31 protein-coding genes are annotated in these 24,135 nt (G+C 34.6%); 6 read left to right on the top strand and 25 right to left on the bottom strand.

Annotation, left to right across the window (positions count from 1 at the left end; translation table 11 throughout):
- Positions 1–3: 3 nt before the first annotated feature.
- On the top strand, positions 4–546 hold the full coding sequence (locus KUA55_RS08960) for a CD3073 family putative ECF transporter S component (RefSeq protein ID WP_246601446.1): 543 nt from the start codon (positions 4–6) through the stop codon (positions 544–546).
- Between the two features lie 72 nt (positions 547–618).
- On the opposite strand, the gene KUA55_RS08955 is transcribed toward KUA55_RS08960, so the two are convergent.
- Together KUA55_RS08955 and KUA55_RS08950 are read right to left on the bottom strand one after the other, a co-directional pair.
- Positions 619–978 (bottom strand): DUF1827 family protein, encoded by a 360-nt coding sequence (locus KUA55_RS08955; protein ID WP_218325859.1) that lies wholly within the window; start codon positions 976–978, stop codon positions 619–621.
- Between the two features lie 140 nt (positions 979–1,118).
- On the bottom strand, positions 1,119–1,289 hold the full coding sequence (locus KUA55_RS08950) for a hypothetical protein (RefSeq protein ID WP_218325858.1): 171 nt from the start codon (positions 1,287–1,289) through the stop codon (positions 1,119–1,121).
- Positions 1,290–1,374: 85 nt separating this feature from the next.
- Between KUA55_RS08950 and KUA55_RS08945 the strand changes: the two genes are divergently transcribed.
- Positions 1,375–2,028: a cyclic nucleotide-binding domain-containing protein gene (locus KUA55_RS08945; RefSeq protein WP_218325857.1), complete on the top strand. Its 654-nt coding sequence runs from the start codon at positions 1,375–1,377 to the stop codon at positions 2,026–2,028.
- Between the two features lie 46 nt (positions 2,029–2,074).
- On the opposite strand, the gene KUA55_RS08940 is transcribed toward KUA55_RS08945, so the two are convergent.
- From KUA55_RS08940 to KUA55_RS08910, 7 genes are all read right to left on the bottom strand, one after another.
- Positions 2,075–2,275 (bottom strand): cold-shock protein, encoded by a 201-nt coding sequence (locus tag KUA55_RS08940; RefSeq protein WP_218325856.1) that lies wholly within the window; start codon positions 2,273–2,275, stop codon positions 2,075–2,077.
- 194 nt (positions 2,276–2,469) lie between these two features.
- A complete protein-coding gene (locus KUA55_RS08935; protein ID WP_218325855.1) occupies positions 2,470–4,125 on the bottom strand; it encodes a MutS-related protein in 1,656 nt (551 codons plus the stop codon).
- Between the two features lie 57 nt (positions 4,126–4,182).
- On the bottom strand, positions 4,183–4,812 hold the full coding sequence (locus KUA55_RS08930; RefSeq protein ID WP_246601445.1) for a class I SAM-dependent methyltransferase: 630 nt from the start codon (positions 4,810–4,812) through the stop codon (positions 4,183–4,185).
- Positions 4,813–4,825: 13 nt separating this feature from the next.
- Positions 4,826–5,872 carry a saccharopine dehydrogenase family protein gene (locus KUA55_RS08925; RefSeq protein ID WP_218325854.1) on the bottom strand — a complete coding sequence of 349 codons (1,047 nt, stop codon included), beginning with the start codon at positions 5,870–5,872 and terminating at the stop codon, positions 4,826–4,828.
- 94 nt (positions 5,873–5,966) lie between these two features.
- A complete protein-coding gene (locus KUA55_RS08920) occupies positions 5,967–6,440 on the bottom strand; it encodes a hypothetical protein (RefSeq protein WP_218325853.1) in 474 nt (157 codons plus the stop codon).
- Entirely contained in the window at positions 6,430–6,648 is a 219-nt protein-coding gene (locus KUA55_RS08915) for a helix-turn-helix transcriptional regulator (protein WP_218325852.1), read from the bottom strand. Before KUA55_RS08915 ends, KUA55_RS08920 begins: the two co-directional genes overlap by 11 nt.
- A 114-nt stretch (positions 6,649–6,762) precedes the next feature.
- Positions 6,763–7,017: a TfoX/Sxy family DNA transformation protein gene (locus tag KUA55_RS08910; protein WP_218325851.1), complete on the bottom strand. Its 255-nt coding sequence runs from the start codon at positions 7,015–7,017 to the stop codon at positions 6,763–6,765.
- 169 nt (positions 7,018–7,186) lie between these two features.
- Between KUA55_RS08910 and KUA55_RS08905 the strand changes: the two genes are divergently transcribed.
- On the top strand, positions 7,187–7,747 hold the full coding sequence (locus KUA55_RS08905; RefSeq protein WP_218325850.1) for an LOG family protein: 561 nt from the start codon (positions 7,187–7,189) through the stop codon (positions 7,745–7,747).
- A gap of 21 nt (positions 7,748–7,768) precedes the next feature.
- On the opposite strand, the gene KUA55_RS08900 is transcribed toward KUA55_RS08905, so the two are convergent.
- Positions 7,769–8,479 carry a DNA alkylation repair protein gene (locus KUA55_RS08900; RefSeq protein WP_218325849.1) on the bottom strand — a complete coding sequence of 237 codons (711 nt, stop codon included), beginning with the start codon at positions 8,477–8,479 and terminating at the stop codon, positions 7,769–7,771.
- Entirely contained in the window at positions 8,469–8,882 is a 414-nt protein-coding gene (locus KUA55_RS08895; RefSeq protein ID WP_218325848.1) for an SRPBCC family protein, read from the bottom strand. Before KUA55_RS08895 ends, KUA55_RS08900 begins: the two co-directional genes overlap by 11 nt.
- 90 nt (positions 8,883–8,972) lie before the next feature.
- Between KUA55_RS08895 and KUA55_RS08890 the strand changes: the two genes are divergently transcribed.
- Positions 8,973–9,314 (top strand): RidA family protein, encoded by a 342-nt coding sequence (locus KUA55_RS08890; protein WP_218325847.1) that lies wholly within the window; start codon positions 8,973–8,975, stop codon positions 9,312–9,314.
- 55 nt (positions 9,315–9,369) lie between these two features.
- On the opposite strand, the gene KUA55_RS08885 is transcribed toward KUA55_RS08890, so the two are convergent.
- Positions 9,370–10,314, bottom strand: a complete 945-nt coding sequence (locus KUA55_RS08885; RefSeq protein ID WP_218325846.1) for an aldo/keto reductase — start codon at positions 10,312–10,314, stop codon at positions 9,370–9,372.
- Between the two features lie 118 nt (positions 10,315–10,432).
- Here KUA55_RS08885 and KUA55_RS08880 point away from each other — a divergent pair, with 118 nt between their 5' ends.
- The gene (locus KUA55_RS08880) at positions 10,433–10,969 is read left to right on the top strand and encodes a TetR/AcrR family transcriptional regulator (RefSeq protein WP_218325845.1); all 537 of its coding nucleotides are present in this window, start codon (positions 10,433–10,435) and stop codon (positions 10,967–10,969) included.
- Between the two features lie 34 nt (positions 10,970–11,003).
- Here KUA55_RS08880 and KUA55_RS08875 read toward each other — a convergent pair whose 3' ends face one another.
- The 9 genes from KUA55_RS08875 to KUA55_RS08835 form a co-directional block, all read right to left on the bottom strand.
- Positions 11,004–12,239 (bottom strand): MFS transporter, encoded by a 1,236-nt coding sequence (locus KUA55_RS08875; RefSeq protein WP_218325844.1) that lies wholly within the window; start codon positions 12,237–12,239, stop codon positions 11,004–11,006.
- Positions 12,240–12,241: 2 nt separating this feature from the next.
- Positions 12,242–12,946 carry a hypothetical protein gene (locus KUA55_RS08870; protein WP_218325843.1) on the bottom strand — a complete coding sequence of 235 codons (705 nt, stop codon included), beginning with the start codon at positions 12,944–12,946 and terminating at the stop codon, positions 12,242–12,244.
- Positions 12,947–13,627 carry an ABC transporter ATP-binding protein gene (locus KUA55_RS08865; RefSeq protein ID WP_218325842.1) on the bottom strand — a complete coding sequence of 227 codons (681 nt, stop codon included), beginning with the start codon at positions 13,625–13,627 and terminating at the stop codon, positions 12,947–12,949.
- A gap of 102 nt (positions 13,628–13,729) precedes the next feature.
- The gene (locus tag KUA55_RS08860; RefSeq protein ID WP_218325841.1) at positions 13,730–14,365 is read right to left on the bottom strand and encodes a TetR/AcrR family transcriptional regulator; all 636 of its coding nucleotides are present in this window, start codon (positions 14,363–14,365) and stop codon (positions 13,730–13,732) included.
- Positions 14,366–14,454: 89 nt separating this feature from the next.
- On the bottom strand, positions 14,455–14,769 hold the full coding sequence (locus KUA55_RS08855) for a DUF2568 domain-containing protein (RefSeq protein ID WP_218325840.1): 315 nt from the start codon (positions 14,767–14,769) through the stop codon (positions 14,455–14,457).
- 17 nt (positions 14,770–14,786) lie between these two features.
- The gene (locus tag KUA55_RS08850; protein ID WP_218325839.1) at positions 14,787–15,353 is read right to left on the bottom strand and encodes a TetR/AcrR family transcriptional regulator; all 567 of its coding nucleotides are present in this window, start codon (positions 15,351–15,353) and stop codon (positions 14,787–14,789) included.
- A complete protein-coding gene (locus KUA55_RS08845) occupies positions 15,337–16,050 on the bottom strand; it encodes an MBL fold metallo-hydrolase (protein WP_218325838.1) in 714 nt (237 codons plus the stop codon). Before KUA55_RS08845 ends, KUA55_RS08850 begins: the two co-directional genes overlap by 17 nt.
- A gap of 93 nt (positions 16,051–16,143) precedes the next feature.
- Positions 16,144–16,713, bottom strand: coding sequence for a DUF6434 domain-containing protein (locus KUA55_RS08840; protein ID WP_218325837.1), 570 nt, complete (start codon positions 16,711–16,713; stop codon positions 16,144–16,146).
- A 596-nt stretch (positions 16,714–17,309) separates the two neighbouring features.
- Positions 17,310–18,650, bottom strand: coding sequence for a Y-family DNA polymerase (locus KUA55_RS08835; protein ID WP_218325836.1), 1,341 nt, complete (start codon positions 18,648–18,650; stop codon positions 17,310–17,312).
- 151 nt (positions 18,651–18,801) lie between these two features.
- On the opposite strand from KUA55_RS08835, the gene KUA55_RS08830 reads away from it, so the two are divergent.
- Positions 18,802–20,568: a putative polysaccharide biosynthesis protein gene (locus KUA55_RS08830; protein WP_218325835.1), complete on the top strand. Its 1,767-nt coding sequence runs from the start codon at positions 18,802–18,804 to the stop codon at positions 20,566–20,568.
- Positions 20,569–20,634: 66 nt separating this feature from the next.
- Here KUA55_RS08830 and KUA55_RS08825 read toward each other — a convergent pair whose 3' ends face one another.
- From KUA55_RS08825 to KUA55_RS08810, 4 genes are all read right to left on the bottom strand, one after another.
- On the bottom strand, positions 20,635–20,775 hold the full coding sequence (locus tag KUA55_RS08825) for a hypothetical protein (protein WP_218325834.1): 141 nt from the start codon (positions 20,773–20,775) through the stop codon (positions 20,635–20,637).
- A 361-nt stretch (positions 20,776–21,136) separates the two neighbouring features.
- A complete protein-coding gene (locus KUA55_RS08820) occupies positions 21,137–21,631 on the bottom strand; it encodes a YbaK/EbsC family protein (RefSeq protein WP_218325833.1) in 495 nt (164 codons plus the stop codon).
- An 81-nt stretch (positions 21,632–21,712) separates the two neighbouring features.
- The gene (locus KUA55_RS08815; protein ID WP_218325832.1) at positions 21,713–22,870 is read right to left on the bottom strand and encodes a trans-sulfuration enzyme family protein; all 1,158 of its coding nucleotides are present in this window, start codon (positions 22,868–22,870) and stop codon (positions 21,713–21,715) included.
- A gap of 108 nt (positions 22,871–22,978) precedes the next feature.
- Positions 22,979–24,091 (bottom strand): SLC13 family permease, encoded by a 1,113-nt coding sequence (locus tag KUA55_RS08810; RefSeq protein ID WP_246601444.1) that lies wholly within the window; start codon positions 24,089–24,091, stop codon positions 22,979–22,981.
- Between the last annotated feature and the right edge of the window lie 44 nt (positions 24,092–24,135).

Raw genomic sequence — 24,135 nt, 5'->3', positions numbered from 1 at the left:
ATTATGAACAAAACGAAAATTATAATTTTTTGTGCATTAGCAGTCACTATCAATGTTGTTTTAGGTGAGGCCGTCTCAATGATGAGTATTCCTCTACTTTTTTTAGATACAGTTGGTACAATTTTTATTGCTGCCACTTATGGAATGAGTTATGGAATAATCACCGGTGTTACAACTAATTTATTAATGGGTTTAATTAGCGGTCCCTTGTCGATTCCTTTTGCATTAGTAAACATTGCTGTAGCAATTGTTGTTGCCTTATGTGCAAAAAATGGTTTTACTTATAAAAAGGCTTTGTTAGCTGGAATTCTTTTGTCCTTTATTGCCCCAATGATTGGCGCACCGATCCGTTTAGCTTTGTTTGGCGGATTCACCGGCTCAGGTACGGATGTGGTAATTATGGCTTTACGTGCTTCAGGAAAAGAAATGATTTCTTCTGTTTACTGGGGAGCTGTCGCCGGGAACTTTATTGATAAAATTCTTTCTTGTCTACTAATTGCTTGGATGATTAAACTGCCTCAAATGCGTCGTATTATTGCAAAATAAAAAAATTGATGGACTCAAAAAATATGAGTTCATCAATTTTTTTATCTAATAAGTATTGCAAGACACCGCAACTTATATAATATACTGTTTCAAAATAATAATCGACTTGTAATTGGTTTTATAAGCCTCTTCATACTGAGCTTTTATATCTTCAGGAATATAGATGATTGAAGTGTCTTTTGTTTCATCCATTAATTTGCCTTGAATAAAAGCAATTTCTTCCTTTGAAATTGGGGTCTTTTGATTTGCTAAAACAACGACCCGCTCTACATTGTTTTCCACCAAAATAACGGTGGTGTGGTTCACAGTATAAACTTTCCAAAAAGAGACTGACTTGCAATACTCTTTTAAAATTTGATCCAAAACTGGAAAAACACGATTTAGCTTTGCAGTCGCTTGGATCGGTGTTTCAAATAGTCGTAAATTAGCCATACGCTTACCTCCTCTTTGTCCTCTACATAATAAATATAACACAAAAAGAAGAAAAAATGACAGTGGATGACTTGCTCTACTGGCAAGTGATTCCAGGCTTTACACAAACTTTTTTTCGAAAAATTATAACTGTAGAAATTTTAAGCTTTACTAGTAAAATATTTTCGAGCCAAATATTTTTGTCTTTTGGATTCATTTAGTTGATTTGCTTGTACTTGTTTTTGAATCTGACGGATTTTTCTTTCATTTAAGCCTTTTTCGATCATCATTAAGGCAGCTAAAATAATTATTAGTATGATTATTTGATTCATTTTTATCACCTTCCCTACAAATAATATACGAGAAAATGTTTTACTTGAGGTAGGACATATGTCATACTTTTTATGAGGTGATTGGATGAATCGAAATGAATTAACTGAAGAATACTTACCAATCTTACAAAAATGGCAACTAAAGTCTCAAGAGCTGAAAGATTGTCAGATTTTTATCTTTAATCCGAGGGAACGGATTGTAACTGAAGATGAAGAAATAAACCACTTTCTCTTGATGGTTTCTGGTCGGGCAAAAGTTTGTAATTTTGCCAGCAATGGAAAAAATCTCATCTTAGGCTATTATATTTCAGCTGGATTAATAGGTGACGTAGAACTAATGACTCACCAAAAAACAGCGACCTCTACAATTGTTTCCATTTCCGAGTGCATCTGTATCGCCATTCCGATCAAACAGAATTATCAGATTCTTAGGAACAATTTGCAGTTTATTAATGCGCTGGCAGAAGAATTGGCAAAAAAATTAAATGAAAATTCCCATAATTATTTTGCGTCAGCAGTCTACTCAGGAGAAGCACGTTTGGCTTATTATATTTTAGAAAATGCCTATAAAAATTATTTCCAGGATAATTTAAGAGATGTGGCAGGATCGGTTGGATTAAGTTATCGACATTTATTTCGAATACTTAATCATTTTATTGATGAAGGCTTATTAGAAAAAAAAGATGAAGGATATTTTATTAAAGAAGCAGCTATTTTAAAAGAGAAAAGTATGGCATAAAAAAACTAGGAGATTGATTACTCAATCCCCTAGTTATATTTTTTATTTAAGCTTTAACAATGTTAGTTGCTTGAGGGCCACGTTGACCTTCTTCAACATCAAAAGTTACTGCTTGGCCTTCTTCCAAAGTTTTGAAACCGTCGCCTTGGATAGCTGAGAAATGTGCGAAATAATCTTGTCCATTTTCATCAGTCACGAAACCATAGCCTTTTTCTGAGTTAAACCATTTTACTGTACCGTTGTTCATAACGAATACCTCCAAATTACACATCAAGTGCATTTATTTGTAATGAAAAATGACGTGTAACAAGAAGCCAAATATATAACCTGTTAATCACATATCAAAATACCTTACCTGAAAGACTTTACCATACTATTTATGAAAAAACAATCTTACTGTTTATTATTAATTTAAGTTAAATAATTTCATTAAAAAACGTTTCATTCAAAGATTGTCCACTGACGATTCAGATCAAATTCGACGGCTTCTTTTTGCGCTTTCTCGACTATTTCAGTAGGATAGTTTAAGACTTTCAATAGCCGAATCGCATTTCTTGTTTTTGCCGGTCCAGCTCTTAAAGTGTAATCAAAAGTCACACCATCTTCCTCAGTCACTTGTTCCTCAAAATGAACATTTTGACAATAATTTCGCAAAATTTCCGTCAACTCAATATCGTGGGTAGCCACGTAAACTAGTGAAGAATATTGGCTTAGCCATTTAACAATACTAGAAGAAGCAGAAATTCGTTCGATCGTATTAGTTCCTTTTAAAATTTCATCAATAAAGCAATAGCAATGTTCCCTTGTCTGTACTTTTGCTAACACCCGTTTAACTGATTTAATTTCTGCCACAAAATAACTATCACCAGCAAATAAATCATCTTCCACCGCCATTGACGTTAGTACATGTCCCCTTTGCAAAGTAAATTCTTCGGCGCAACACGTATAAATCGTCTGGGCCAAAATAGTATTGATCGCAATTGATTTGACATAAGTAGATTTACCAGAGGCGTTTGATCCAGTAACCAATGTATTCTTTTCCCAGTCAACAAGGTTTGCGACCGGTTCGGAAATCAAAGGATGATACACTGTGTCACCCTTGATCCCGCCCTTTTTAAAAGTCGGCTGACAACTAACTGGCAGCAAGCTTCGATAATTTAAAACAGCTGCGGCAACCTCGAATTCCCCTAAAATTTTCCACAAAGTAATTGCGGCATCACTATTTTTCATCACCTTTTCAAATATAAAATGATAAGAAATAAACGGCAACATAAAAATGATATTCACATATTCAAATAGCATTTCAGCTTCAGTATTGCTTCTAATTCGAAAAGAAAAACCAAATTTTAAAATCGACGCTAACGGCTTTAGCGCTGTGGTCAACTCTTCTTTTCGCGGAGTCTTTAATTTAGCAATTTTTTTAGCCACTGCAATTGACTGAACCAAATATGCCATACTGTTTAATTCAGTTTCCACCTCTTGTTTCTTAGCAAGATAATAAAGTAAGTTAAAACAAAGTACACCAATCGTAATAAATATCCCGAACTTCATGCCCCCTATCACCAATAAAATACCAACAATCGGCAATAACCCTAACCCAATAAACTGCCACAATCTTCCTAGACGTTGGCTATAATTTTGTGACAAATAATTGACGACAAAATTATTGTCTCTTTTCCCTAAAGTGGCAAAAGCATATTCAATATCTTCTCTTAGTTGGGGATTTTTTTCATAAAGTGCGATTAATTCTTCCATTTCCAGCTGATCTTCTTGGTTAAAATCGAATCCCCGCAAGCGTTGATATAAGGCTTCTGCCCCAATACTTGAATAGGTGTGGTTCAATTCTTCAAAAAGTCGAATCATATCTAAGTCATACCAAGTAATATCATCGACTTCACTATCTGTTTGATGATATTTTTTCGCTTCTAAAAATGCTTGTTTTAGACTATTTTCTTGATCAAAATTAGTCACTCTTGGGATTTTCCCCCAACTATTTTTCACCATCTTACGTAGACGTAAACGACTTAGAATAGTCATCGTTATAATAATAATTGCTACCGCTACCAACAAAAGAATAATAAATAATTGTTCAGACATTATCCACCTCCATTTTCTAAGTATAACAAAAAAACACAACATTTCTGTCGTGAATTTCTACGTTTTATTACAAATATGATAAGCTGTCCAACCATTTTTATATTGGCTACTTTTTAAAACTAAACCGATTTGATTTAACTCAGCTTGAAATTTATCATCGGTTAATTCCGGCAAATAATACTTAATTTTAGTTTGCTCACAAGCAATTAAAATTAAGCCGTCTTTTTTTAACACTCGTTTCAGTTCTGATAAACCTGCAAAAAGATCATTCCAGTGAAAATGATTTTGAAAGGCACAAATTAAATCAAAGCTTTCAGCTACAAAGTCGGTTGCTAATACATCATCTACCGAAAAAGATAATGTTGGATGCGTATATTTTTCTTGAGCAAGGGCGATTGCAGTATCAGAAATATCAATCCCAATCGTTTTAGTTGGAGTAAATAATCGATTTAAATATTCGGTCGACGCACCATTGCCAATACCTACATCCAAAATAGCCGTGACCTTTTTATCCTTTATTTCATTAGTACTCCAATAAACCATTGGTAGGTAGACACGATTCCAGAGCTTCATCATAATCTTTCCTAAAAAACCAGTTGGCATTTTTGATTGTTGTAATAATTGTCGGTACAAAATGATTAACACTGCTAACGATATAACAATTCCGATAATGATTCGAATGCTCATTTCCCCCTTTCATTTAAGCGGGAATAATTTTTTTCAGCTGTCCTAATTGAGCTAATTGATCTAAAACTTCAAGACCCATAAATTGAAAAGGATACTTTACTCCTTTGATCGCACGATTATTTAATATTTTTTTGGTTACCAGCGCGCAAAAATCGGCGGTTATTCCATAATTTGAAGTGGCTTCAATTTGAATTTTTTCTGTAGTCTGTTCTTGAAATTTGATACCGGAAGCCTCTACTTCTAAATAAACCCGCTCATCATTATGTCGTGCATTAAATTTTAACTTTAATTTTTTGGCAATCTTTAACAAAGGCTCAGCTAAGCCATACTCCAACAGAAAACTAACCAAATGATTAAAACCATTTTGATTCCAGCCTGTTTGATAAGTTGGTAGTCCGATTCCCAATTTCTCATCCAAAACTGCTCCTTCATCATGGGCAATTTTTCTTATTTTAAATGTCCGTTGTTTAATATTAATCGTCTCTACTTCTCGAAAGCCATGAGCGGCATCCCCCACAGGTTGGTGAATAATCTTCAACATGTCTTCAATTCCAGACAGACCAACTTGGGCATTTTTATTTTGGACCAAATTAACTTTTACTTGTTGAATCTCACTAAAATCGCTAACAGCTGAATGGACTAGCACCCCAGATAATCCCGGAAAAAAACCTGCCATCATGATTGAGGGCGCACCATTATTCGGCAAGACATTCTCAACAAAGTTAGTAAAACTTCCATAAGCTGTCAAATCGATACAAGGAATACTGTAAATGGAACACAATTCCTGCAAGACTGGTTTATTTTGTTTTACGGCCACTATCACACAGTCTAGTGGTTGGTTAATTGCATCATCTAAACTTTTGTATTCAGAAAAATCTGTATAAATAAATTTGGCTGCGATTTCTAATTTTTCTAAGCGTTCAACTGTCTTGGGTCCTCGTTCTTTTCGATAGTCGCCAACTAAAACTGTGACTTTTTCGTCAAAGACTTTGTGAAGACTACGACAAATTTCAAAACCAAGACTGCCGGAAGCACCAATCACTAATATATTTTTTTTCATATTTTCTCCGTATTCATGAAAATCGTTCTTACTATTTAATTAAAGTACGCCTTTTCATTTATCTTAGCAGATGGAATACAAAAGTAACAACTATCTACCCTTCTTGACTATAATTCTTAAAATCTGTAACATATTTGACATTTAAGAAAGCCCAAAACAAGAAAAATATAAGTAAAATAAGATTTAACAGCTGAACCAGTGGCAATTTCGTTAAAGCAAAAAATAAAATAAGAAAAGGTACAATCATCAGAAAATGGGCTGAATAGACATAGCCATGAGCAGTAGTTTTCAAAGCACTCATTAATTCACGTTCATCTTTCGCCCAATATAAAATACTTTGTTTCATAGGATCTTTATTTCCTGTTCTAGTAGTGGATATTCCTTTACTCGCAGGATAACGAATTTGAATAAAAGAAGTCACCGTGAAAACAATCACCAGTGCAATCAACGTACCCAACCTTAAACTACGGTCATTATAATTTAAGAGAATAAAGGCTGAGATACAATACATCCCATAATTTACGCAATTTGTTACTGCTAAAAATTTTAAATAGCTTTCAGAAGTCATCTTTTTTCCCCATTTCCCGATTGAAATCAAATAAATCATCCACCGTCGTGTTTAATTCATCTGCTAATAAGAATGCCAATCTTAATGACGGGTCATACTTATCATTTTCGACTGCTAAAATCGTTTGTCTAGTTACCTCAGTCAATTTCGCTAATTCTTCTTGCGAGATCTTCAACTGTTTTCGCCTTTGACGAATCGAATTTTGCATTATTTCACCTCAAATGTAAAACATGTTTTACAAAAATTAGTATAGCTGAATCAAAATAAAATGTAAAATCTTTTTTACATTTTATTCTGATCAAAAATTGAATAACAATCTGCATTACTTTAATTCATTAAAGAATTCTTTCAAACTTTTTTTTCGTTGGTGGGTTAATTCTTTTTTGGGAATATCTAGAATAGCTGCATCTAAACCATAAAGAAAATGTAAACAAGCACCTTCATCTACGAGGTGACGCACTTTTAAAAATGCTGTTTCGGTACCTACTTCTTTTAGTGCTTGACTATCGTTAATCCCTACAGCCATTAATTTTTCTTCAGCTACAGGACCTAGATTTTTCATTTCTGATATCTTCATAGTTGAATCTACTCCTTCAATTTAAATTAATAATTGCTTTTTAGTGAGATACTTTTATCTTTTTTGAAAATAAGTAGTAATAGATAATTAGTACTTTCGAATAATTCTTTCGTTCTTGACTTAGATTTTGGTATAATTTACTTGAACCTATCAAAAAGGAGTTTAAATAATGAATATTACAGTCTATTGTGGTGCAAATAAAGGAAATCAAGAAATTTTTCAAGAATCAGCAGTGCGCTTAGGTAAATGGATTGCTGAAAACGGGCATACTTTAATTTTTGGCGGTGGGAAAGCCGGTCTAATGGGTATTGTAGCTGATACTGTCCTTGAATCTGGCGGAAAAGCCATTGGCGTGATTCCAACATTTTTGAAAGAACGAGAACTGGCTCATCCTAATTTGACTAAAATGTACGAAGTTCCTGATATGATTGCCCGCAAAGAGCAAATGTTTCAGTTAGCTGAAGTGTTCATCGCCTTACCTGGTGGTCCTGGAACATTAGAGGAAATCACTGAAATGATTTCATGGGGTCGGATTGGTCAAAATCCTCACCCTTGTATCTTATTTAATGTTGACGGGTTTTATGATTTTCTTGCTAAAACTTACGACAATATGGTAGATAAAAATTTTCTTTTCGCTGAAGACCGTAAAAAAATTCTTTTCTCTGATTCCTTAACTGAGATAGAAGAATTTATCGCCTCATATACGCCACCTTTTGTACGGCAATATTGAGACTTTTAATTAAAAATCAAGCTATTTTGCTACTCGTCCCATCTTGGATTTGTCAGAAATTAATCGCTGCCGTCCACTGACTTTGACCAATGTTACCAATTCTTTTAGGGCATCTTTGCCAATCCATTTTTGCGCTTTGTTTTCAGAAGCAAGCAATTCTTCAGCAGTCAAAATACTTAGTTCTTTTGCTGTTTCGTTTGTTTTGCCTAACTCTCTTAACGCCCAAGAGACCGATTTTTTCACTAGTATACGCTCATCGTTTGATTGCACTTGAATCAATTGTAAATATTTCTGGATTTCCTCTTCCGATATAGTGGCATGAACAGATGTACTAGCGATTAAAGTAAAGGCTGCCCTTTTATAATACAAACTTTCCTCACTAACCCAGCGTTGGATATATTGGTCAAAATCTTTTTTAATTAAAATATTTTTACAAAATAAATCACACAAGTCCCAAGAGACAATCTCTGTCATAAGCTTCTCAACCATCTCTTCAGTCACGTCTTTCGGTCTCAGCGCCAAGACAGACAATATTTTGCACTCGTGGTAACCTGTATCCCATAACTCTAATAAAAATTCAGGCTCTTTTGGTAGTTTACGTGCTATTTTCCTTAAATCAGTCGTAGCAACACCGATTGTGTTTTCAGCGGGAATACCCAATTTAATTACATTATTTTTATATTTTTCCGAAGCTTGTTCTTGTAAATGAATGACGATCTCATCAATTTTCATCAGCAACCCGCCTTTGTAAATCCTCCATATAGGTTCGCTGCATTTTCTTTAAATTCATCATGAAAAACGATAAAACATAGATAATTGGATTTTTTATGTCAAGCTGCTCACTAAAATTCAAAACGGTCTCTTCAGAAGAAACTTCTTCAAAACGACCGACCCATTCCCCTTGAAAAAATTTATTTCCCATTTGAAACGCATAAAGTTGATTGGCTTCTTTTGCGACGATAGTGAACTTCGTCTGACCGCCACCTTTAAAATGCTCAATAAAAACATTTTCAGAAATAATTTCTAAATGTTCTACGTCACTACGCCAACGAACATCTTGATTATTCGTAACAATCTCCCAAACTCTTTCAACATTTGCTGGGATTTTCCATTTGATTGTTGAATTTCTTTTCATGTAGCTCCTCCTCGTGGAATGTCCTGATATCAGTCTACCATAAATAAACCGCTCCATTTGTGCTATAATTTCAAAAAAAGGAGGATTTTTATGGCAATTTATACTGATAGTAAAATCATTAGGGAACCGTTATTAATAATTTCGGGCCAGACACCTCAAAAGGACAATTTCATTCCTGATTCAATCGAAGAACAGCTCGACATTGTGTTAGAAAAAATTGCACTAATTATCTCTGAAAATCAAGCATCCCGCAAAAATATCGCCAAGATGAATGTCTATTTAACCCATAGTCAATACTTAAACGCCGTTAAAGAAAAATTAACTGCTTTTTATGGAGAAAATAAACCCACGATGACTTTAGTTATCGTCGCAGGGTTGGTTCATCCAGATTTCAAAGTGGAAATTGATGCTTTAGTTCCACTAAACGATTAACATAACTCCCTTAGATCATTAGTTATCTAAGGGAGTTTTTTTATTGAATAGAGAATTATTTGAAGCCGCTGAGGGAAGAAATTTCTGACTGAGACAATCTGAAATTCGTAGCTGCGACGTTTTGTTTAACCTGACCTAAACTGCTAGCTCCTGGAATCGCAAAAATTGTCTCTCCCTGAACATTAATAAGCCAATTCAATGCAATTTGAGCAGGAGTTTTCTGATGTTTTTGGCCTAGTTCTACTAAATGATCAACTAATAGCTGGGTTTTCTTGAGATTTTTTTCAGTTAAACCATATTGGAATTTTTTTAACCAAAATAATTGTTTTAGCTGCTGGGGATTATCATGATATTTTCCAGTTAATAATCCTTGGTGTAATGGAGAGTAGGCAATAATCGCGACATTAAGTTCTTTTGCCAAAGCCAAGACACCATTATCTTCAATTCTGCGATCAATTAAATTATAGCGCACTTGGTTGGACACTAATTGTGCTCCTGCATTCCGTAAATATTTTTCGGCTTTTTTCATCTGATTGGCTGAAAAATTACTAACGCCTACATATTGAATCTTATTTTTTTGGATCAATTGACACATTTGATCCATTTGTTTCTCAATTGACGAAAAAGAAGTAGGATGATGAATTTGATGAAGACTAATCTGATTTATTTGAAGCAGTTCTAATCTTTGATCAATTGTTTGACCAATTGATTTAGCTGATCGCATGAAGGGCCACCATTTATCGGCTAAGTAAGGCTTTGGCTCTAGTTCTGATAATATTTTCCCAATATTTTTTTCTGATGTACCATTCCCATAAGCTTCGGCAGTATCTAACCAATTAATTCCCTGATCCAAACTAAATTGTACAATTTCTTTCATTTTTTCGTAGGAAAGATCTTTCCAAAATCGCGCACCGATTCCTACATTATTAGAAAACTGCCAAGTTCCTAAACCTAATGGTGACAATTTTAATTCCGTTCCACCAAATCTTCGTAATTCCATATAAGTCTCCTTTTGTCACACTTGTGACATTTATGGAATGATTATATACTGATGAAAATAAGGAATTCAATTCTTTTTAAAAAGTGCTACAAATTATTCAATATGAGGCAGGAATCCAATGAAAAAAAATAAACAGATTAGCCAATCAAAAATGTGGCTTTGGCAAGCATTATATAATTTGATGGAAGAACAAACTTATGAATCAATTACGATTAAACAGATTGCTGAAAAAGCGCAATTAGATCAGCGCACTTTTTATCGACATTATCGCTCTAAAAAAGACATCATCCATGACCATCTTACTCAACTTTTGCTCGTTCATTTTCAAGAGATAAAGAACCTTGGTATTACAGACGAAGAAAAAATCATTTGCCAACATTTTTATTTTCTAAAAGATCAGTGGCAACTACTACAAATACTTAAAAAAAATGATTTATTTGATTTCCTGCTAACTAGTTTTAGTAGCTATAACCATCTTTTTGAGTCTGTTTTTCAATCAAGTGACTTTCCAATAAATAAACAGCCCTATCAATTAGCTTTTAAAGCAGGTGGATTTTTAAACGCTGTATCCCAATGGTTAGAACAAGCAAAGCCTGAATCACCAGAAGAAATGGCCAAAATTATTACGACTTTTTACCATAGTGGCGTTGAATAAAAAAAGGCAGGATTTACCGGCCTCATTTTAAAACTTATTCTACATGAATTACTTTTTGTTTAACTCGAAAAGCTCTTCCAGCTAAAAATGCCATTAAGCAGGTTAAAAGACTAATAATTATAACAATATAAAACATATTCTCTACTGCCATCACTTGGCTCAACCAACCATACAATAACTGTCCTAGAGGCATCGCTAAAGTACTTACAATTAAAACTAAAGACATCATTCTTCCCAATAATTCTTGTCTTACGCGGGTTTGAACGTAGACCAGCATTTGCATGGAGATTAAAGAAACTAAGGCCAACATAAGAGCCATTAAGATAACCATCGTCCAAAAGGCGATTGCAGGGTTTGAAATAAATTTAAAAGGACCAATTAACAATAAAATTAATATTCCTGCTTGAAATAAGAAATTCGATATAAACTGGATATTTATTTTGTTTGCCAATAACCCAAAAATAATCGTACCAATCAAACTACCTAAGGCAAAAATGCCGTTCATGATGCCGTATTCTTGGTTGCTAATTTGCAAATGAATTCGACTAAAATAAGGAATTACCACTTGAATAAAGGAAGACAAAAAGAAATTTAAAGCAAAAGCAATCAAGCAAATATGCCAAATCACTCGGTATTGTTTCAAATAATTGATTACTTCTTTTGAATCGTCTTTTACCATTTTAAAAACAGAGGTTGTCATAGGTCTTTTTAAATAAGGTATGGTTAAACTGAATTCACAAATTAGAGCTAAACAAAATAACAAGATACATAAAAAATAAATCAGATTTACACGATCAAAACGATAAATCATACCTGCTAAAACCGGCGCCAGTAAATTTCCTAACATCCCCACTGAACTGATCACACTATTAACTTTTGGAATAGCTGCTTCGTCAGCAACTAAGGGAATAGTTGATTGAACCACTGGTGTTTCAAAAGCAGAAACAATCCCAATCAAGACTGTTAAACCGCCGATCAAAACCAAAGATTGCTGATAAAATATCACTACTAGTAAACCTAACGTTAAAACCAAATAACAACTATCCATTAAAATCATCAATCTTTTTTTAGGTAAGCGATCAGCCAAAATACCACAAAAAGGCAGGCTAACCAATCGACCAATCATAGACAAAGCTGTAATAACACTAAAAGTTAAAGCTGATTTTGTTAAATCTAAAACATATAAGGACAATGTGAATTGAACAATCATCGTTCCCAACACCGAGAACACTTGGCTCAGAACCAAAAAAATCAAATTTTTCTGTCGCATTATTAGACCTCCATCCTTTTAACTTTGTTTACCATTAAATGATAAGCGATCACTGCAGCAAGTGTGTAGATCGCTGCCACAACTATAATTAAAAAAATATTCTGGAGGGAAGACAAATTACTCGGGACACAAACTAATAACAAGCCTGAAAATAATGCTGCCGGTAATGAATTCCGCCACCAGCCGATCGCTAATGCCAGTAAACTGATTGAAGTAACTAAAAAAACAGCTGTAAAAATTAGTGGAATCTGATCTACAAGTAACCCAACAGTCACAGGCTCATTTGAAAATGGCAACCAGCTTTGAGTTCCTAAAAAGATAATATCCACCACTGTAATACTCACAATTGTCCAAAGGGTATTTAATAATATAACTAACCAAATTTTACTAACCAAAATTTTCTTTCGTTGGATTGGATAACTCAAGATTAAATAACCATTTTTTTCTTGATAAGCTGCCATCACAATTTTTCCCAACATGGTGGTGCTCAAACAAGTAAACGCAGCCGTATTTAAAATAAAAACCATCATTAACTTAAAACTTAAGGTTGTAACTTCAGGAGAGCCTTCTCTCACTGACGGATCAATTAGTGGAATAGCTGCAAAAAAATACGCAAACATGAGAGTGACAACCGAAATGATGCCAGCTGCTAAAATATATGGTTTAAAATCATTCTTCTTCATTTCTAATTTCATCAATTTAAACATTTAAATTCCCTCCATCCAATTAATCATTTTATTCTCAAAGACTGTTGGACTTTCTGTCGAAAAATCTTTTGCAAGTGTTTGTAAAACCATTTTCCCTTCATATAAAACGACAATCCGATTTGCGATGGATTGAACTTCAGACAAAATATGGCTAGAGATAATAATCGTTTTATTTTGTTCTTTTAATTCTTGCAATAGTTCACGAAAATCTTTAATTCCTTTAGGATCCAATCCATTTAGGGGTTCATCAATTAACAGAATATCTGGATTATGAATTAAACATCGAGCAATGACCAGTCTTTGTCGCATCCCTAATGAATAATTTTTGACTGGTTGCTGATTTTCTACCGATAGTCCAACTTTTTTCAGCCAATAGCCGATTTTCTCTTCGGAAACATTATAGTATTGACAATGAATTGCCAAATTCTCCCAGCCACTTAAATGCTCATAAAACACAGGTTCATTAATGCTAAAACCAGTATTATTTTGATTGAGTTGAATCTCGCCACTGGTTTGTTCGGCTAAACCGCCAATTAGTTTAAATAATGTTGATTTTCCAGCACCATTTTTTCCAAGAACCACAAGAACTTCTCCTGGAAATGCAACTAAATCAATTCCTTTTAGTACTTCGTTTCCGTTGTAATTCTTTCTTACGTCTTTTACCTCTACCAAGCCGTTCATTTTATCATCCTTCATTTTACATACTATTGGTATGTATTATTTTAAAATATAAACACTATAGATACCACCGGTATGTATAGTGTTAAAAAAATAACTGAATCCTCAGTCATCTTTTTTTAAATAATCGAATAAATCATAGGTTGTTGTTAACAAATCATCTGAGATAATTGGTACACCTAAGCCATCAAAAGTAAGCTTAATGAAAGCCAATTTACGCTTTAATTCTTCTTTAGATAAGGTAAACATTTGAAAACCAACCCAAACATTTAAAGTTAGCACAATTAACTCAGCTAATTCTTTGGGAAAATCCGTCACAATAGAACCATCGGCGACACCTTCGTCCACCATTTCTTGCAAACGTGGTACAGAATATTTAAACATGTCTAAATATTGTTCTCCCAATAATCTTGGACTTCTGACAACAATCGCCCCCGAATAGGCTAATTCTTGTCTGCGGAAATTTGTAAAAGCTTCTTTAAATGCATTTTGCAATTTCTCTAATCCATTTTCCCCTATCCAAATGTGCTCGGCAGGATCAGGCGCATTTACTTCGACGATTTGTTGTAAAATATCAAACTTTGACTTGAAATGATGGTAAATCACTCCTTTTGTCATGCCACCTAAACCATCAACAATATCTTGAATAGAAGTATTGTCATACCCTTTTTCTAAAAAAAGACCTTCTGCAACTGCCAAAATTTTTCGTTTTGTTTCTTCTGGATTTCGTCCTCTTGGCAAATAATCACCTCTTACATACCATTGGTATCTAAAATGAACTATACCGAATCAAATATCGTCTGTCAAACTATTTTTTTCTGAAGTCTGTTTTATAGCTTAAGAAAATGCAGCAATACTGTATCAATTACAACTACAGTAAAATAAACATAGCCAATTTCTTTATTAAAAATCCACGAATAAGCCACACCACCAATGAAAAAAATGCCACTCTCTAATAAAATTTTATTGATTCCCGCTAGATGGTAAGTTGACTTGGGCGCACCAAAAAGCATCCAAACCGCTACAATGAATACTGCCAAACTCAAATAGATAATTTTCCCACTTAATTTATCCGCACGAAAACTTCCGAAAATTAAACCTCCAACAGTAAAAATTTCTAATAAGAAACGAACAGTAACAATCAAAATTTCAATTATATTTATTATTTCTCACGCTCCTCAATTAGGCCAGTTAAAATTAAATCCAAACCGAAAGTAAAACTTTTTTCAATACTAACTGGAAGTTTAAAGGCTTCTCGATTGGAAAAACTGGAAAAACCATCTAGATAGGCCCGCAACAAACGGACAAAATGAATTTCTTTTTCTGGTGATAAGGAGAAATTCTGTAACTCGTCTTGGACTAAAGAAACAATCTGATTTGAAATTTCGACTGCTTCTTTACTACGCCAATAATTAGGATTTTGCACCAAGATATATTGACTAGGATAATCTAACGCAAAAGTTAAATAAGCGTCTGCCATCAAGCGAATATTCTTTATTGGTTCTTCAGTATTCTTTGCACTGAATAATGCCTGATAGAAATTTGCTAAACTAGCTTCAGCCAGAATACCTAACAATTCTTCCCGATTTTTAAAATGGTTATAAAGTGACGGAGACTTAATCCCCAACCGTTCTGCCAAGGCTTTCAACGTGACACCTTCAAGTTCTGCTTGATTTAAAAGTTGCATACCTTCTCTGACAATATCTGTTCGATCAATTTTTCTTTCCATTTATTTTCACCTCAAATTCTTTGACCGCCTGCTCAATAGCTTTATCAGGATTTTCTAACATGTCCCCATGACCAACCGCTAAAAGTTGTAGATCTAAATGTTGAATTTTCTTAGCACTATTTAAAGCAGTTTCTTTACTCCAAGTTGCGAAAGCTGGAAAAGGAAAAGAGTTCACCCGATCCCCTGAAACGGCGAGTCGTCCCCTTGATTGAAAAGCATCCCCGGCAATCGCAAATCCTTCTGGTGTCAAGAAAGTAACTGATCCAGGCGTATGTCCTGGTGTCGCTATCACAAGAATATCTGCAAGTTGTTCTCCATCATCAAATGTAAAATCGATTGGCATTTCAACTTTAGGATAACCGCCTTTAATTTCTCCAGGCATCTCATTAGTATCTAACGAAAAATCTCCCTTTAATAAACGATAATCTCTTTTTGAAATTCCAATAGGAACTTCAGGAAAACTTTTTTTAAACTGTGGAATACCATCGATATGGTCGCCATGGGCATGAGTCAGTAACAACATTTCAACCGGTTTGTTGGTTGCTCTTTTGATTTCTTCAATTTCTTTCACGAAACCTTTCATTCCCATGTCGATTACAATTAATGAATTTTTCGTTTCATAAACATAACAATTGACGGGAAAAATTATCGGCATAAAAGTAATTTGGCGCAGATTTTTAAAAATTGATTGCTTCATTTCATCACTTCTCTCCAAACTAATACGATTAGTATATATTATTAGAATATTTTAATCAATAAAAAAAGACTTTATGGTTTGTCCACAAAGTCTCTAAATTAAACTATTTAAATCTGACGTTTCATAACGATTGTGTCCTGGTAAACTTTTTTTATATTTCCAACATATTATAGCCTCAGTTAGTGTTTTATCTTTTTGATCTTCAAAAAAATCACGAATATACGTATTGTATTCAAATTGACCATCAATCTTTTTACGAATTGGTTTTTGATGGATTATTTCCTGATAGGCTTCAATTGCGTTAGTATAAGTCTTACCGGCATTTGCTTTCAACCAATTTTGAAAAGCAACTTTGAAGGTAAAACTCGGTCCAATAGTTTCTTTGAAAAATTTCCGATGGACCTCAGAACAAATAATGTTTTCTTCAATCAACGATTCTAGTGAAATTTCGGTTATTTGTTGCTGATTTTTGTTTTTCGATACTATTTTCAAGATCGTTCCATCAGTTAAGAAAGCAACAATTCGCTGATTTAACAATTCTTTGCTGCCAGAAGTTGGTAATTGATGATTACGTAGAAAAGCAACTAATTCTTCTTTTAAAAAATAATAATCCTGAAATTCTTCTGGTGACAATGATTGCTCTAATAGTGGCCTCTCAGACACGAAAATTCCCCTTTCTAATAGGATTTCTTAAAACACAAGGATCTTTCGCTTTTTAAAAAGATCAGGGCCCAACTGCATACGGCAGTTATTAATGTTAGTGGACCCATCAGGAGTGTCTCCTTTATACTTGCGGTCAAAAAGAAATTCCAAATAATTGCATAACTTACAAATAAGGTATTCAACCAAATAATCAACTGCATCAGTTTTTTTGTTTTTAGTGACAATATACCACCGTAGGATAAATAGCTTGCGACAATGATACCCCAAACAACTGAAAAAGATAGATGAATCATTATTTTCGAACTCGGTGCGATAATATATTCTCCTCCTAAAACAAATTCTCCCAACGGAAAACCCAAGGCGATCAGTAACTTAACCAGACAACTGACCATCGTTGCAGCAGCGCAAATAATAGCTAAATTTTTGATTTTTTTATTGATTATTTTTCACTCCTTAATGACCTATTAAAAATAGCATATACAAGTCATTTTTTTTAAAAATTTTAACTTGAAAAGATTTAATTATTATAGTAGTCATAAAAAAGCATCACAACTTTAGCTATTCAAAATCAACCAAAAAACGAAATGCTTTGTTATTTACAATCCATCCAGTCCGCCAGCTCCTCCATTATGTCCACCAACTAAACCAGCCCGTTTGATACTTCTTGCATTTTCTAGTTTACTACTGGCTCTTACAATACTCACAAATCCATATTTTTCGCGAATCCGATCAGTAACTTGATCGATCTTTTCTTGCTTTATTTGAATTTCTGGCTCTTCAAATAAATTTAACTGACTGCCATTTTGATAAACCAAATGACCAAAAGTGACACCAATTTGACGTACGAAAACACCTTTTTGATAAAACTTATTAAATAAAAATAGCAGTGCATCAGCTAATTCTTTGGTGTTGTTAGTTGGAGTAATTTTCGTTTGCCGGCTAAAACCAGAAGCAGCTTCATCGCGACTATAGCCAATAAATAAATGCACAGTTTGTGTTTTGGCTTTTCTTCGTCTTAAGCGGATCCCTACTTGTTCAGCCATTTCTCGAATGACTAGCGGCATCTCAGATCCTTGATAATCCCTCGGTAAAATTTGGCTATTACCAATATTTTCACCTTTAGGAATATACCGATCTTGTAATTTTGTACGGTCAATTCCGTTAGCATGATGATACAGCTGTAAACCAATAACACCATGGCGGCTAGATAATGAACCAGGATCCGCATTAGCTAGTTCTCGAATATTAGTGATCCCCATTAAATGCAAGTTCTTTTTCATTCGTCGACCAATTCCCCAAAAATCAGTCATTTCGGGGATATTCCAGACTTTCTCAGTGACATCTTCATAATTCCATAAAGCACGCATATTTTCTGCTTCTTTGGCTTCATTGTCTAAGGCTAACTTTGCTAATAGTGGGTTGCTATTGGACATACCAATAGTTGAATATATTCCAGTTTTATGATAAATATCACGTTGAATTTTTCTGGATAATTTATTGAGTTTTTCGGCCCGAGTTTTTTCATCTGGCTGAAAATAATTCAATGAAGCAGTTAAATCTACGACGCCTTCATCAATCGAATACCATAAAATATCTTCTTCCGCCGCATATTTTCTAACGATGTCTTGAATAATCAGATTTTGCTCAATATAATACCGCATGCGTGGCGGAGCCTTAATTAATTTAGCAACTTTAGGATTTTCCTCAACCGATGGCAGCTCCCAAGCTCTTGTAACATTAGTAATCCCAAATTCTTTTTTCGCCATCGGACTACTAGCTAAAATTAAACCGGACGTATTGTCTGTGTGACTCATAACAACTAACAATGCCTTCAATGGATCTTTTCCACGAGCGACTGCTTCACAACTGGCATAAAAAGATTTCATATCGATAAAAGCATAATCTCCCCGAGGCTCCAGCTCATATTTAAAATTCATATTCATCACCTCAATAACAGAATACAAACATATGTTCGTTTTGTAAAGAGAACAAACTCTTAAATATTTTCTTTGTTCATTTGATCCTCTATTGTAAGTACTGTCAGAAAAAGTTAAAATAGATAGGAATCTTTTTAGAAAGCTGGTTTATATGACTGAAGAAAATAATTTCGATGAGACGAAAATTTATGATCCGCAAGCCTTTCAAGAACAATTAGAAAAAGCTCAGCAAAGTGAAAAAACAAATTCTCGTGCTGCTCGTCGACAAAAAGAGGAAAAAGCCCCAACCAATTCAAAAAAAACACAAAAACCAACTTCAGCCCAAGGACAAATGGTCCAAAGTACTGCTTGGTTGACGTTTGGAAATATTACATCGCGCTTACTGGGTGCAGTTTATATGATTCCTTGGATCATTTGGCTAGGATCTGACGCAGATGTCGCCAACGCGCTATTTTCTAAAGGCTATAATATTTATGCTTTATTCTTAATGATATCAACTGCCGGAATTCCTGCTGCGGTAGCTAAACAAACCGCTCGTTATAATTCCATGAATGAATATAAATTAAGTCGTGATTTACTTTTTTACACTTTGCGCTTAATGATGGTCGCGGGTGTTATCTGTACCTTACTGATGTATTTTGGAGCACCGATATTAGCTGAAGGAAATCAAGATTTGATTCCAGTGATGCGCTCTTTGAGTGTTGTCTTACTGATTTTTCCTTCAATGAGTGTTTTACGAGGATTTTTCCAAGGCAATAGCAACATGAAACCCTATGCGTTATCACAAATTGTTGAACAAATTGCTCGGGTAGTCTATCTGTTAGCTGCAACATACCTAATCATGAAAATCGGTAGTGGTGACTATCGTTCAGCTGTTGTCCAATCAACCTTCGCTGCTTTTATCGGGGTTATTTGCGCTTTTGCTGTTTTACTTTATAGTTTATTTAAAAATCGGCGGGCTTATCGTCAAGAAATTTTAGAGAGTGACAATAAAATTTCTTTTTCCGGTCGTCAATTGGTTTGGCAAATGGTTTTACAAGCGGTTCCTTTTATTGTTATCGGTAGTGGAACGAGTATCTTTAAAATCATTGACCAATACACTTTTGAAAATACAATGGCTCTGTTTACCAATTATTCTCCACGAGAACTAACTAGTTTATTTGCATTAGTATCTGCCAATCCAGATAAATTATCGATGGTAGTAATTGCTTTGGGTACAGCATTAGCTACAGCTGGTCTACCTTTAATTACAGAAAAATTTACCCAAAAAGATAAAGCGGGACTGTCTCATTTAGTTTCGAATAATCTACAGTTATTTTTCTTTGTTATGGCGCCGGCAACCTTAGGGATGATTGTCTTATCGTATCCACTAAATACACTATTTTATTGGCCGGATCAACTAGGTTCAAATTTATTAATTGCTTCTTGTATCTCGGGAATTTTAATGGGGCTTTTCATCGTTACTTCAACGATGCTTCAAGGAATGGATGGCAACAAAGTAACCATGCGTTTATTAGGGATTGCCGTCTTAGTTAAACTAATCACGCAAGTACCGTTAATCTTCTTATTTAAATCCTATGGTCCTTTAATTGCAACTTTTGTTGGTTTATTGGTGGGAAATATGTTTATTATCGACCAAATTCATGTTCGTAGTCAATTTGATTTTAAAGCGACCGCCAAAGGTGTGATAAAAACTTTCGGAATGGCCTTAATCATGGCGGTTGTAGCATCTGTCGTCCGTTTTGGTTTGAGCTTGGTTTTAAGTTCAGATTCCAAAGTTCAGTCGATGATTATTATTTTGATTACCGCAGCAGTCGGTGCCTTGGTTTATAGCTTATTGGCTTTAAAAACACGGACAGCCGATCAATTATTAGGTAGCCGTGTGGCAGGAATTAGACGTCGGCTAGGAATGAAATAAAAAATGGACAGAAACGAAAATCATTTGATTTTTGTCTCTGTCTATTTTTTTGATTATCTATAAAAATTATTTTCCATAAAATGCTACAAGCTCATATTTCCAGCCAAGTTCCACGAGCCAATCACGCTCAGTCCCACTTTGACTGTAATGATGATTGAAGGCAAATTGATTTGGATTGTACAGACGATACAAAGTCAAGAAGTCCATTTCATCTAGGTGCGCCTCACTTAACGGCAAATCGAGCTTTTAGCAGCAGTTAAAGGATACTTTTTACTACTTTTGACTCCTATTTTTCCCTTCTCTGCCAGCCATACTCAACAGATTAGAAAATCCACGACATCGATAAATTCTAAATGCTTCCCTCCTTAAATAATAACTTTTTTAAAAATGTCGTGGATTTAAAAATCAGTTGATTAGTATTGAGTCGAGAAATTTTATAAATGTACCAATCATTTACGTGATATAAAAACTAATAAAAAATATCAGCCGTACCAAATAGGATTCATTTACAAAAAGAGACCGTCAAGAATTAGAGTTTCATCTAATCTTGGCGGTCATTTCGCTATTTTTATTCTGGTGATGGCACTTCCACATAGTGAGGCTCCACACCGATTACCTTTAAATATTTCAAAAATTCTTGGAAATTAATTACAATCGTAACTGTATTTACGTTGGGATGAAAACCTATATTTTTGTTACGATCGATACTTTCATCAATGACTAATTTAATTTTATGTTCCTTATCTTTATATAGTGCCAATGGCGAGACAGATCCTGGCGTCAAATCCAATAATTCTAATAGTCTTTCTGCTGAAGCAAAAGAAAGATTTTTTTCGTCTAACTTTTTCGTTAACGCTTTAAGATTTACTCGTTTTTCTCCTGGACAAATGACAAAATAATAGTTTTCTTTTTTCTTCGCTTTTAGCAGTAAGTTTTTTACTTCGGTCCCATCAGGAATATCAAAATCAATCTCATCCACCGTAAATACTGCTTGGTGTTCAATCACATCGTAAGTTATTCCGTTTGAATCCAACAAATCGTAGACTTCTTGTTCTTTCCCCATACCAACACTTCCTTTTTTCTTTCTATTGTAGCAAAAAAGCAGCAATTTAACAGATAAATCTGTCTATTGCTGCTCATAATGTTAAACTTTTTCTGAGACCTTGACGTAGCTTAATGCTTGCATCAAATCCTCAACTAAATCTTCCGTATCTTCAATCCCAACAGATAGACGTAATAGACCATCGGTAACGCCTTGTTTTTCTCGCTCTTCCTTCGGTACACAAGCATGACTCATGGTGACAGGATAAGATAGAATCGATTCTACACCGCCAAGACTTACAGCAGCGATCGGAATTTTTAAATGATCCGCAAAAGTATAAACGGCTTCTTGATTTTCTAATTCAAAGGACATTACTGCTCCGCCACTCGTTGCTTGGTGTTTTTGAATTTCATAGCCTGGATGACTCTTTAAGCCTGGATAATGAACTTTTTTAACAGCCGGATGATTTTCTAATACTTCGGCAATTTTTTCTGCGCTGGATACACTTTGATTCATGCGAATTCCTAAAGTTTTCATGCCTCGCATAATTAACCAACAGTCTTCAACACTTAAAATACCACCTAAAACCTTTTGTTGTAGGACAATTTGATTCGCAAATTCTTCATCGTTTGTGATGACTAACCCAGCGACAACATCAGAATGACCGTTAATAAATTTAGTTGCAGAGTGAATCACTACATCGACACCTAAAGCCAATGGTTTTTGGAATTGTGGCGTCATAAAAGTATTGTCAATAATCGTCATTAAGTGATGATCTTTCGCGATGGCTACAACACCATGAATATCCGTCACACTTAATAACGGATTTGATGGAGTTTCTAAATAAAGGGCCCGCGTGTTTGGTCGAATGGCATGTTCCCATTCAGCTAAGTCTGTTTCATCGACAAAGGTGACTTCAATGCCGAAACGATTCATCACTTCATTAACTAATTGGAAAGTGCCGCCGTAGATACTTTTGCACATCACAATGTGATCACCTTGACTAAAACTTAGTAAAACAGCTGAAATGGCTGCCATACCAGATGCAAATGCTGTCGCAAAACGTCCATCTTCAATCGCCGCAATCCCTTCTTCTAAAGCGTGTCGGGTTGGGTTGCCAAAGCGTGAATAAGTATAAGGTTGACTATCTCTAATAGATTCTTGTTTAAATGTTGAACATTGGTAAATCGGTATTGAAGATGCTCCCGTAGTTTCATCGAATACTGGGTAGCCGTGGATGTATTTTGTATTGTCTTTCATGATTATTCCCCCTCAGATGGATTGTAACACCTTTGTAAACGTTTTATCTGAATTGTGGAGGAGTCTTCATGAGAATTTTATTTATTTTTCAGTTTATTTCGCCACTTTTTAATGGATAAAAAATAAAATAATGCAGCCGATTGCAATTAGTAAAGAAAAATTCACTAAAGTAAAAATTTTAATGAAACTTTTTTGCTGTCCTGGAGTGTACAATTTAATGATGTTTAAACCAATTAAATTGGCTAAGGAAGCAATCAACGTGCCTAAACCGCCAACGTTTACACCGAGGATTAAAGCTTGATGGTACTGGGTAAATGGCTCCATTAAGAAGGCTGCCGGCACATTTGAAATCACTTGACTCAGAGCGATAGCGATTAAGTAAACTCGTTTTGCTGATGATAAAAGTTGGGCTAAAATATCCCTCACAACCGCTGCTTCAGCGATGTTTCCTACAATCATAAAAAAACAGACAAAAGTGAGTAATAGCAAATAATCGACCCGCTTTAATAAGTCTTTTTGATAGCAAAATACCACTAAAATCAATCCAATAACCGTCCACAGATCCGGTAACAGACCTAAAACGACCAAAATCATGGCACCCATCAAAAGACTAAACAGTAAAACACCCTTTTTATCAATCGTATCATTTTCAGCAACAATTTTAGGCAACGATTCTTTGGGAATTCGCAAAGTTAGTAAAAATAAAAAAAGACAACTAAGCGCTAATAATCCAGCCATCCATAATAAAAACTGCCCTAATGGCACATGGTAATAATGATATAAATACAAATTCTGCGGATTACCAAAAGGGAAAAAACTACTACCCAAGTTCGCCGCAACAACAATCAAAACGGCACCAAAAATGCCGCCTTTAAAATGCTTCAGTTCAATATATAATTTCAAATAAATCGGTAGCAAAGTCAAAACGGCAACATCATTAGTTAAAAACATTGAACCAACTAACGACAATAAAACTAATAATTGAATTAGTTGCCGATTACTATTTGAATAATCTAACAATTTTTCAGCAAAAAAACGTAAAACACCTAACACTTCAAAGCCTTGAATCACCAACATTAAGCCAAACAAGGTCAAAATCACTTTCCAATCAACAAAGTTCAGACTGAAACGACCGATGAAACTGGCGATTATTGCTAATAAAAATGCCCCACTAAACAAACGATTTTGCTTAATAAATCCCAGTATTTTCCCCACATTCATCCCTCCGCCATTATCATAACCAAAAAAAGACTTGATGAATAGCA

It is taken from the genome of Enterococcus alishanensis, assembly GCF_019218635.1.
In the GTDB taxonomy this organism is placed as follows: domain Bacteria; phylum Bacillota; class Bacilli; order Lactobacillales; family Enterococcaceae; genus Enterococcus_A; species Enterococcus_A alishanensis.
This window is presented reverse-complemented; position numbering and strand designations above follow the sequence as displayed.

Bases quoted from the DNA above. Each gene is read 5' to 3' on its own strand.
- KUA55_RS08810 (WP_246601444.1), bottom strand. From the start codon at position 24,091: ATGAATGTGGGGAAAATACTGGGATTTATTAAGCAAAATCGTTTGTTT.
- KUA55_RS08920 (WP_218325853.1), bottom strand. From the start codon at position 6,440: ATGACTTCTGAAAGCTATTTAAAATTTTTAGCAGTAACAAATTGCGTA.
- KUA55_RS08925 (WP_218325854.1), bottom strand. From the start codon at position 5,872: ATGAAAAAAAATATATTAGTGATTGGTGCTTCCGGCAGTCTTGGTTTT.
- KUA55_RS08935 (WP_218325855.1), bottom strand. From the start codon at position 4,125: ATGTCTGAACAATTATTTATTATTCTTTTGTTGGTAGCGGTAGCAATT.
- KUA55_RS08940 (WP_218325856.1), bottom strand. From the start codon at position 2,275: ATGAACAACGGTACAGTAAAATGGTTTAACTCAGAAAAAGGCTATGGT.
- KUA55_RS08835 (WP_218325836.1), bottom strand. From the start codon at position 18,650: ATGAATTTTAAATATGAGCTGGAGCCTCGGGGAGATTATGCTTTTATC.
- KUA55_RS08900 (WP_218325849.1), bottom strand. From the start codon at position 8,479: ATGAAAATTGATGAGATCGTCATTCATTTACAAGAACAAGCTTCGGAA.
- KUA55_RS08955 (WP_218325859.1), bottom strand. From the start codon at position 978: ATGGCTAATTTACGACTATTTGAAACACCGATCCAAGCGACTGCAAAG.
- KUA55_RS08910 (WP_218325851.1), bottom strand. From the start codon at position 7,017: ATGAAGATATCAGAAATGAAAAATCTAGGTCCTGTAGCTGAAGAAAAA.
- KUA55_RS08945 (WP_218325857.1), top strand. From the start codon at position 1,375: ATGAATCGAAATGAATTAACTGAAGAATACTTACCAATCTTACAAAAA.
- KUA55_RS08885 (WP_218325846.1), bottom strand. From the start codon at position 10,314: ATGGAATTACGAAGATTTGGTGGAACGGAATTAAAATTGTCACCATTA.
- KUA55_RS08830 (WP_218325835.1), top strand. From the start codon at position 18,802: ATGACTGAAGAAAATAATTTCGATGAGACGAAAATTTATGATCCGCAA.
- KUA55_RS08950 (WP_218325858.1), bottom strand. From the start codon at position 1,289: ATGAATCAAATAATCATACTAATAATTATTTTAGCTGCCTTAATGATG.
- KUA55_RS08815 (WP_218325832.1), bottom strand. From the start codon at position 22,870: ATGAAAGACAATACAAAATACATCCACGGCTACCCAGTATTCGATGAA.
- KUA55_RS08865 (WP_218325842.1), bottom strand. From the start codon at position 13,627: ATGAACGGCTTGGTAGAGGTAAAAGACGTAAGAAAGAATTACAACGGA.
- KUA55_RS08850 (WP_218325839.1), bottom strand. From the start codon at position 15,353: ATGGAAAGAAAAATTGATCGAACAGATATTGTCAGAGAAGGTATGCAA.
- KUA55_RS08930 (WP_246601445.1), bottom strand. From the start codon at position 4,812: ATGAGCATTCGAATCATTATCGGAATTGTTATATCGTTAGCAGTGTTA.
- KUA55_RS08870 (WP_218325843.1), bottom strand. From the start codon at position 12,946: ATGTTTAAATTGATGAAATTAGAAATGAAGAAGAATGATTTTAAACCA.
- KUA55_RS08875 (WP_218325844.1), bottom strand. From the start codon at position 12,239: ATGCGACAGAAAAATTTGATTTTTTTGGTTCTGAGCCAAGTGTTCTCG.
- KUA55_RS08825 (WP_218325834.1), bottom strand. From the start codon at position 20,775: ATGGACTTCTTGACTTTGTATCGTCTGTACAATCCAAATCAATTTGCC.
- KUA55_RS08845 (WP_218325838.1), bottom strand. From the start codon at position 16,050: ATGAAGCAATCAATTTTTAAAAATCTGCGCCAAATTACTTTTATGCCG.
- KUA55_RS08895 (WP_218325848.1), bottom strand. From the start codon at position 8,882: ATGAAAAGAAATTCAACAATCAAATGGAAAATCCCAGCAAATGTTGAA.
- KUA55_RS08820 (WP_218325833.1), bottom strand. From the start codon at position 21,631: ATGGGGAAAGAACAAGAAGTCTACGATTTGTTGGATTCAAACGGAATA.
- KUA55_RS08890 (WP_218325847.1), top strand. From the start codon at position 8,973: ATGGCAATTTATACTGATAGTAAAATCATTAGGGAACCGTTATTAATA.
- KUA55_RS08960 (WP_246601446.1), top strand. From the start codon at position 4: ATGAACAAAACGAAAATTATAATTTTTTGTGCATTAGCAGTCACTATC.
- KUA55_RS08880 (WP_218325845.1), top strand. From the start codon at position 10,433: ATGAAAAAAAATAAACAGATTAGCCAATCAAAAATGTGGCTTTGGCAA.
- KUA55_RS08915 (WP_218325852.1), bottom strand. From the start codon at position 6,648: ATGCAAAATTCGATTCGTCAAAGGCGAAAACAGTTGAAGATCTCGCAA.
- KUA55_RS08905 (WP_218325850.1), top strand. From the start codon at position 7,187: ATGAATATTACAGTCTATTGTGGTGCAAATAAAGGAAATCAAGAAATT.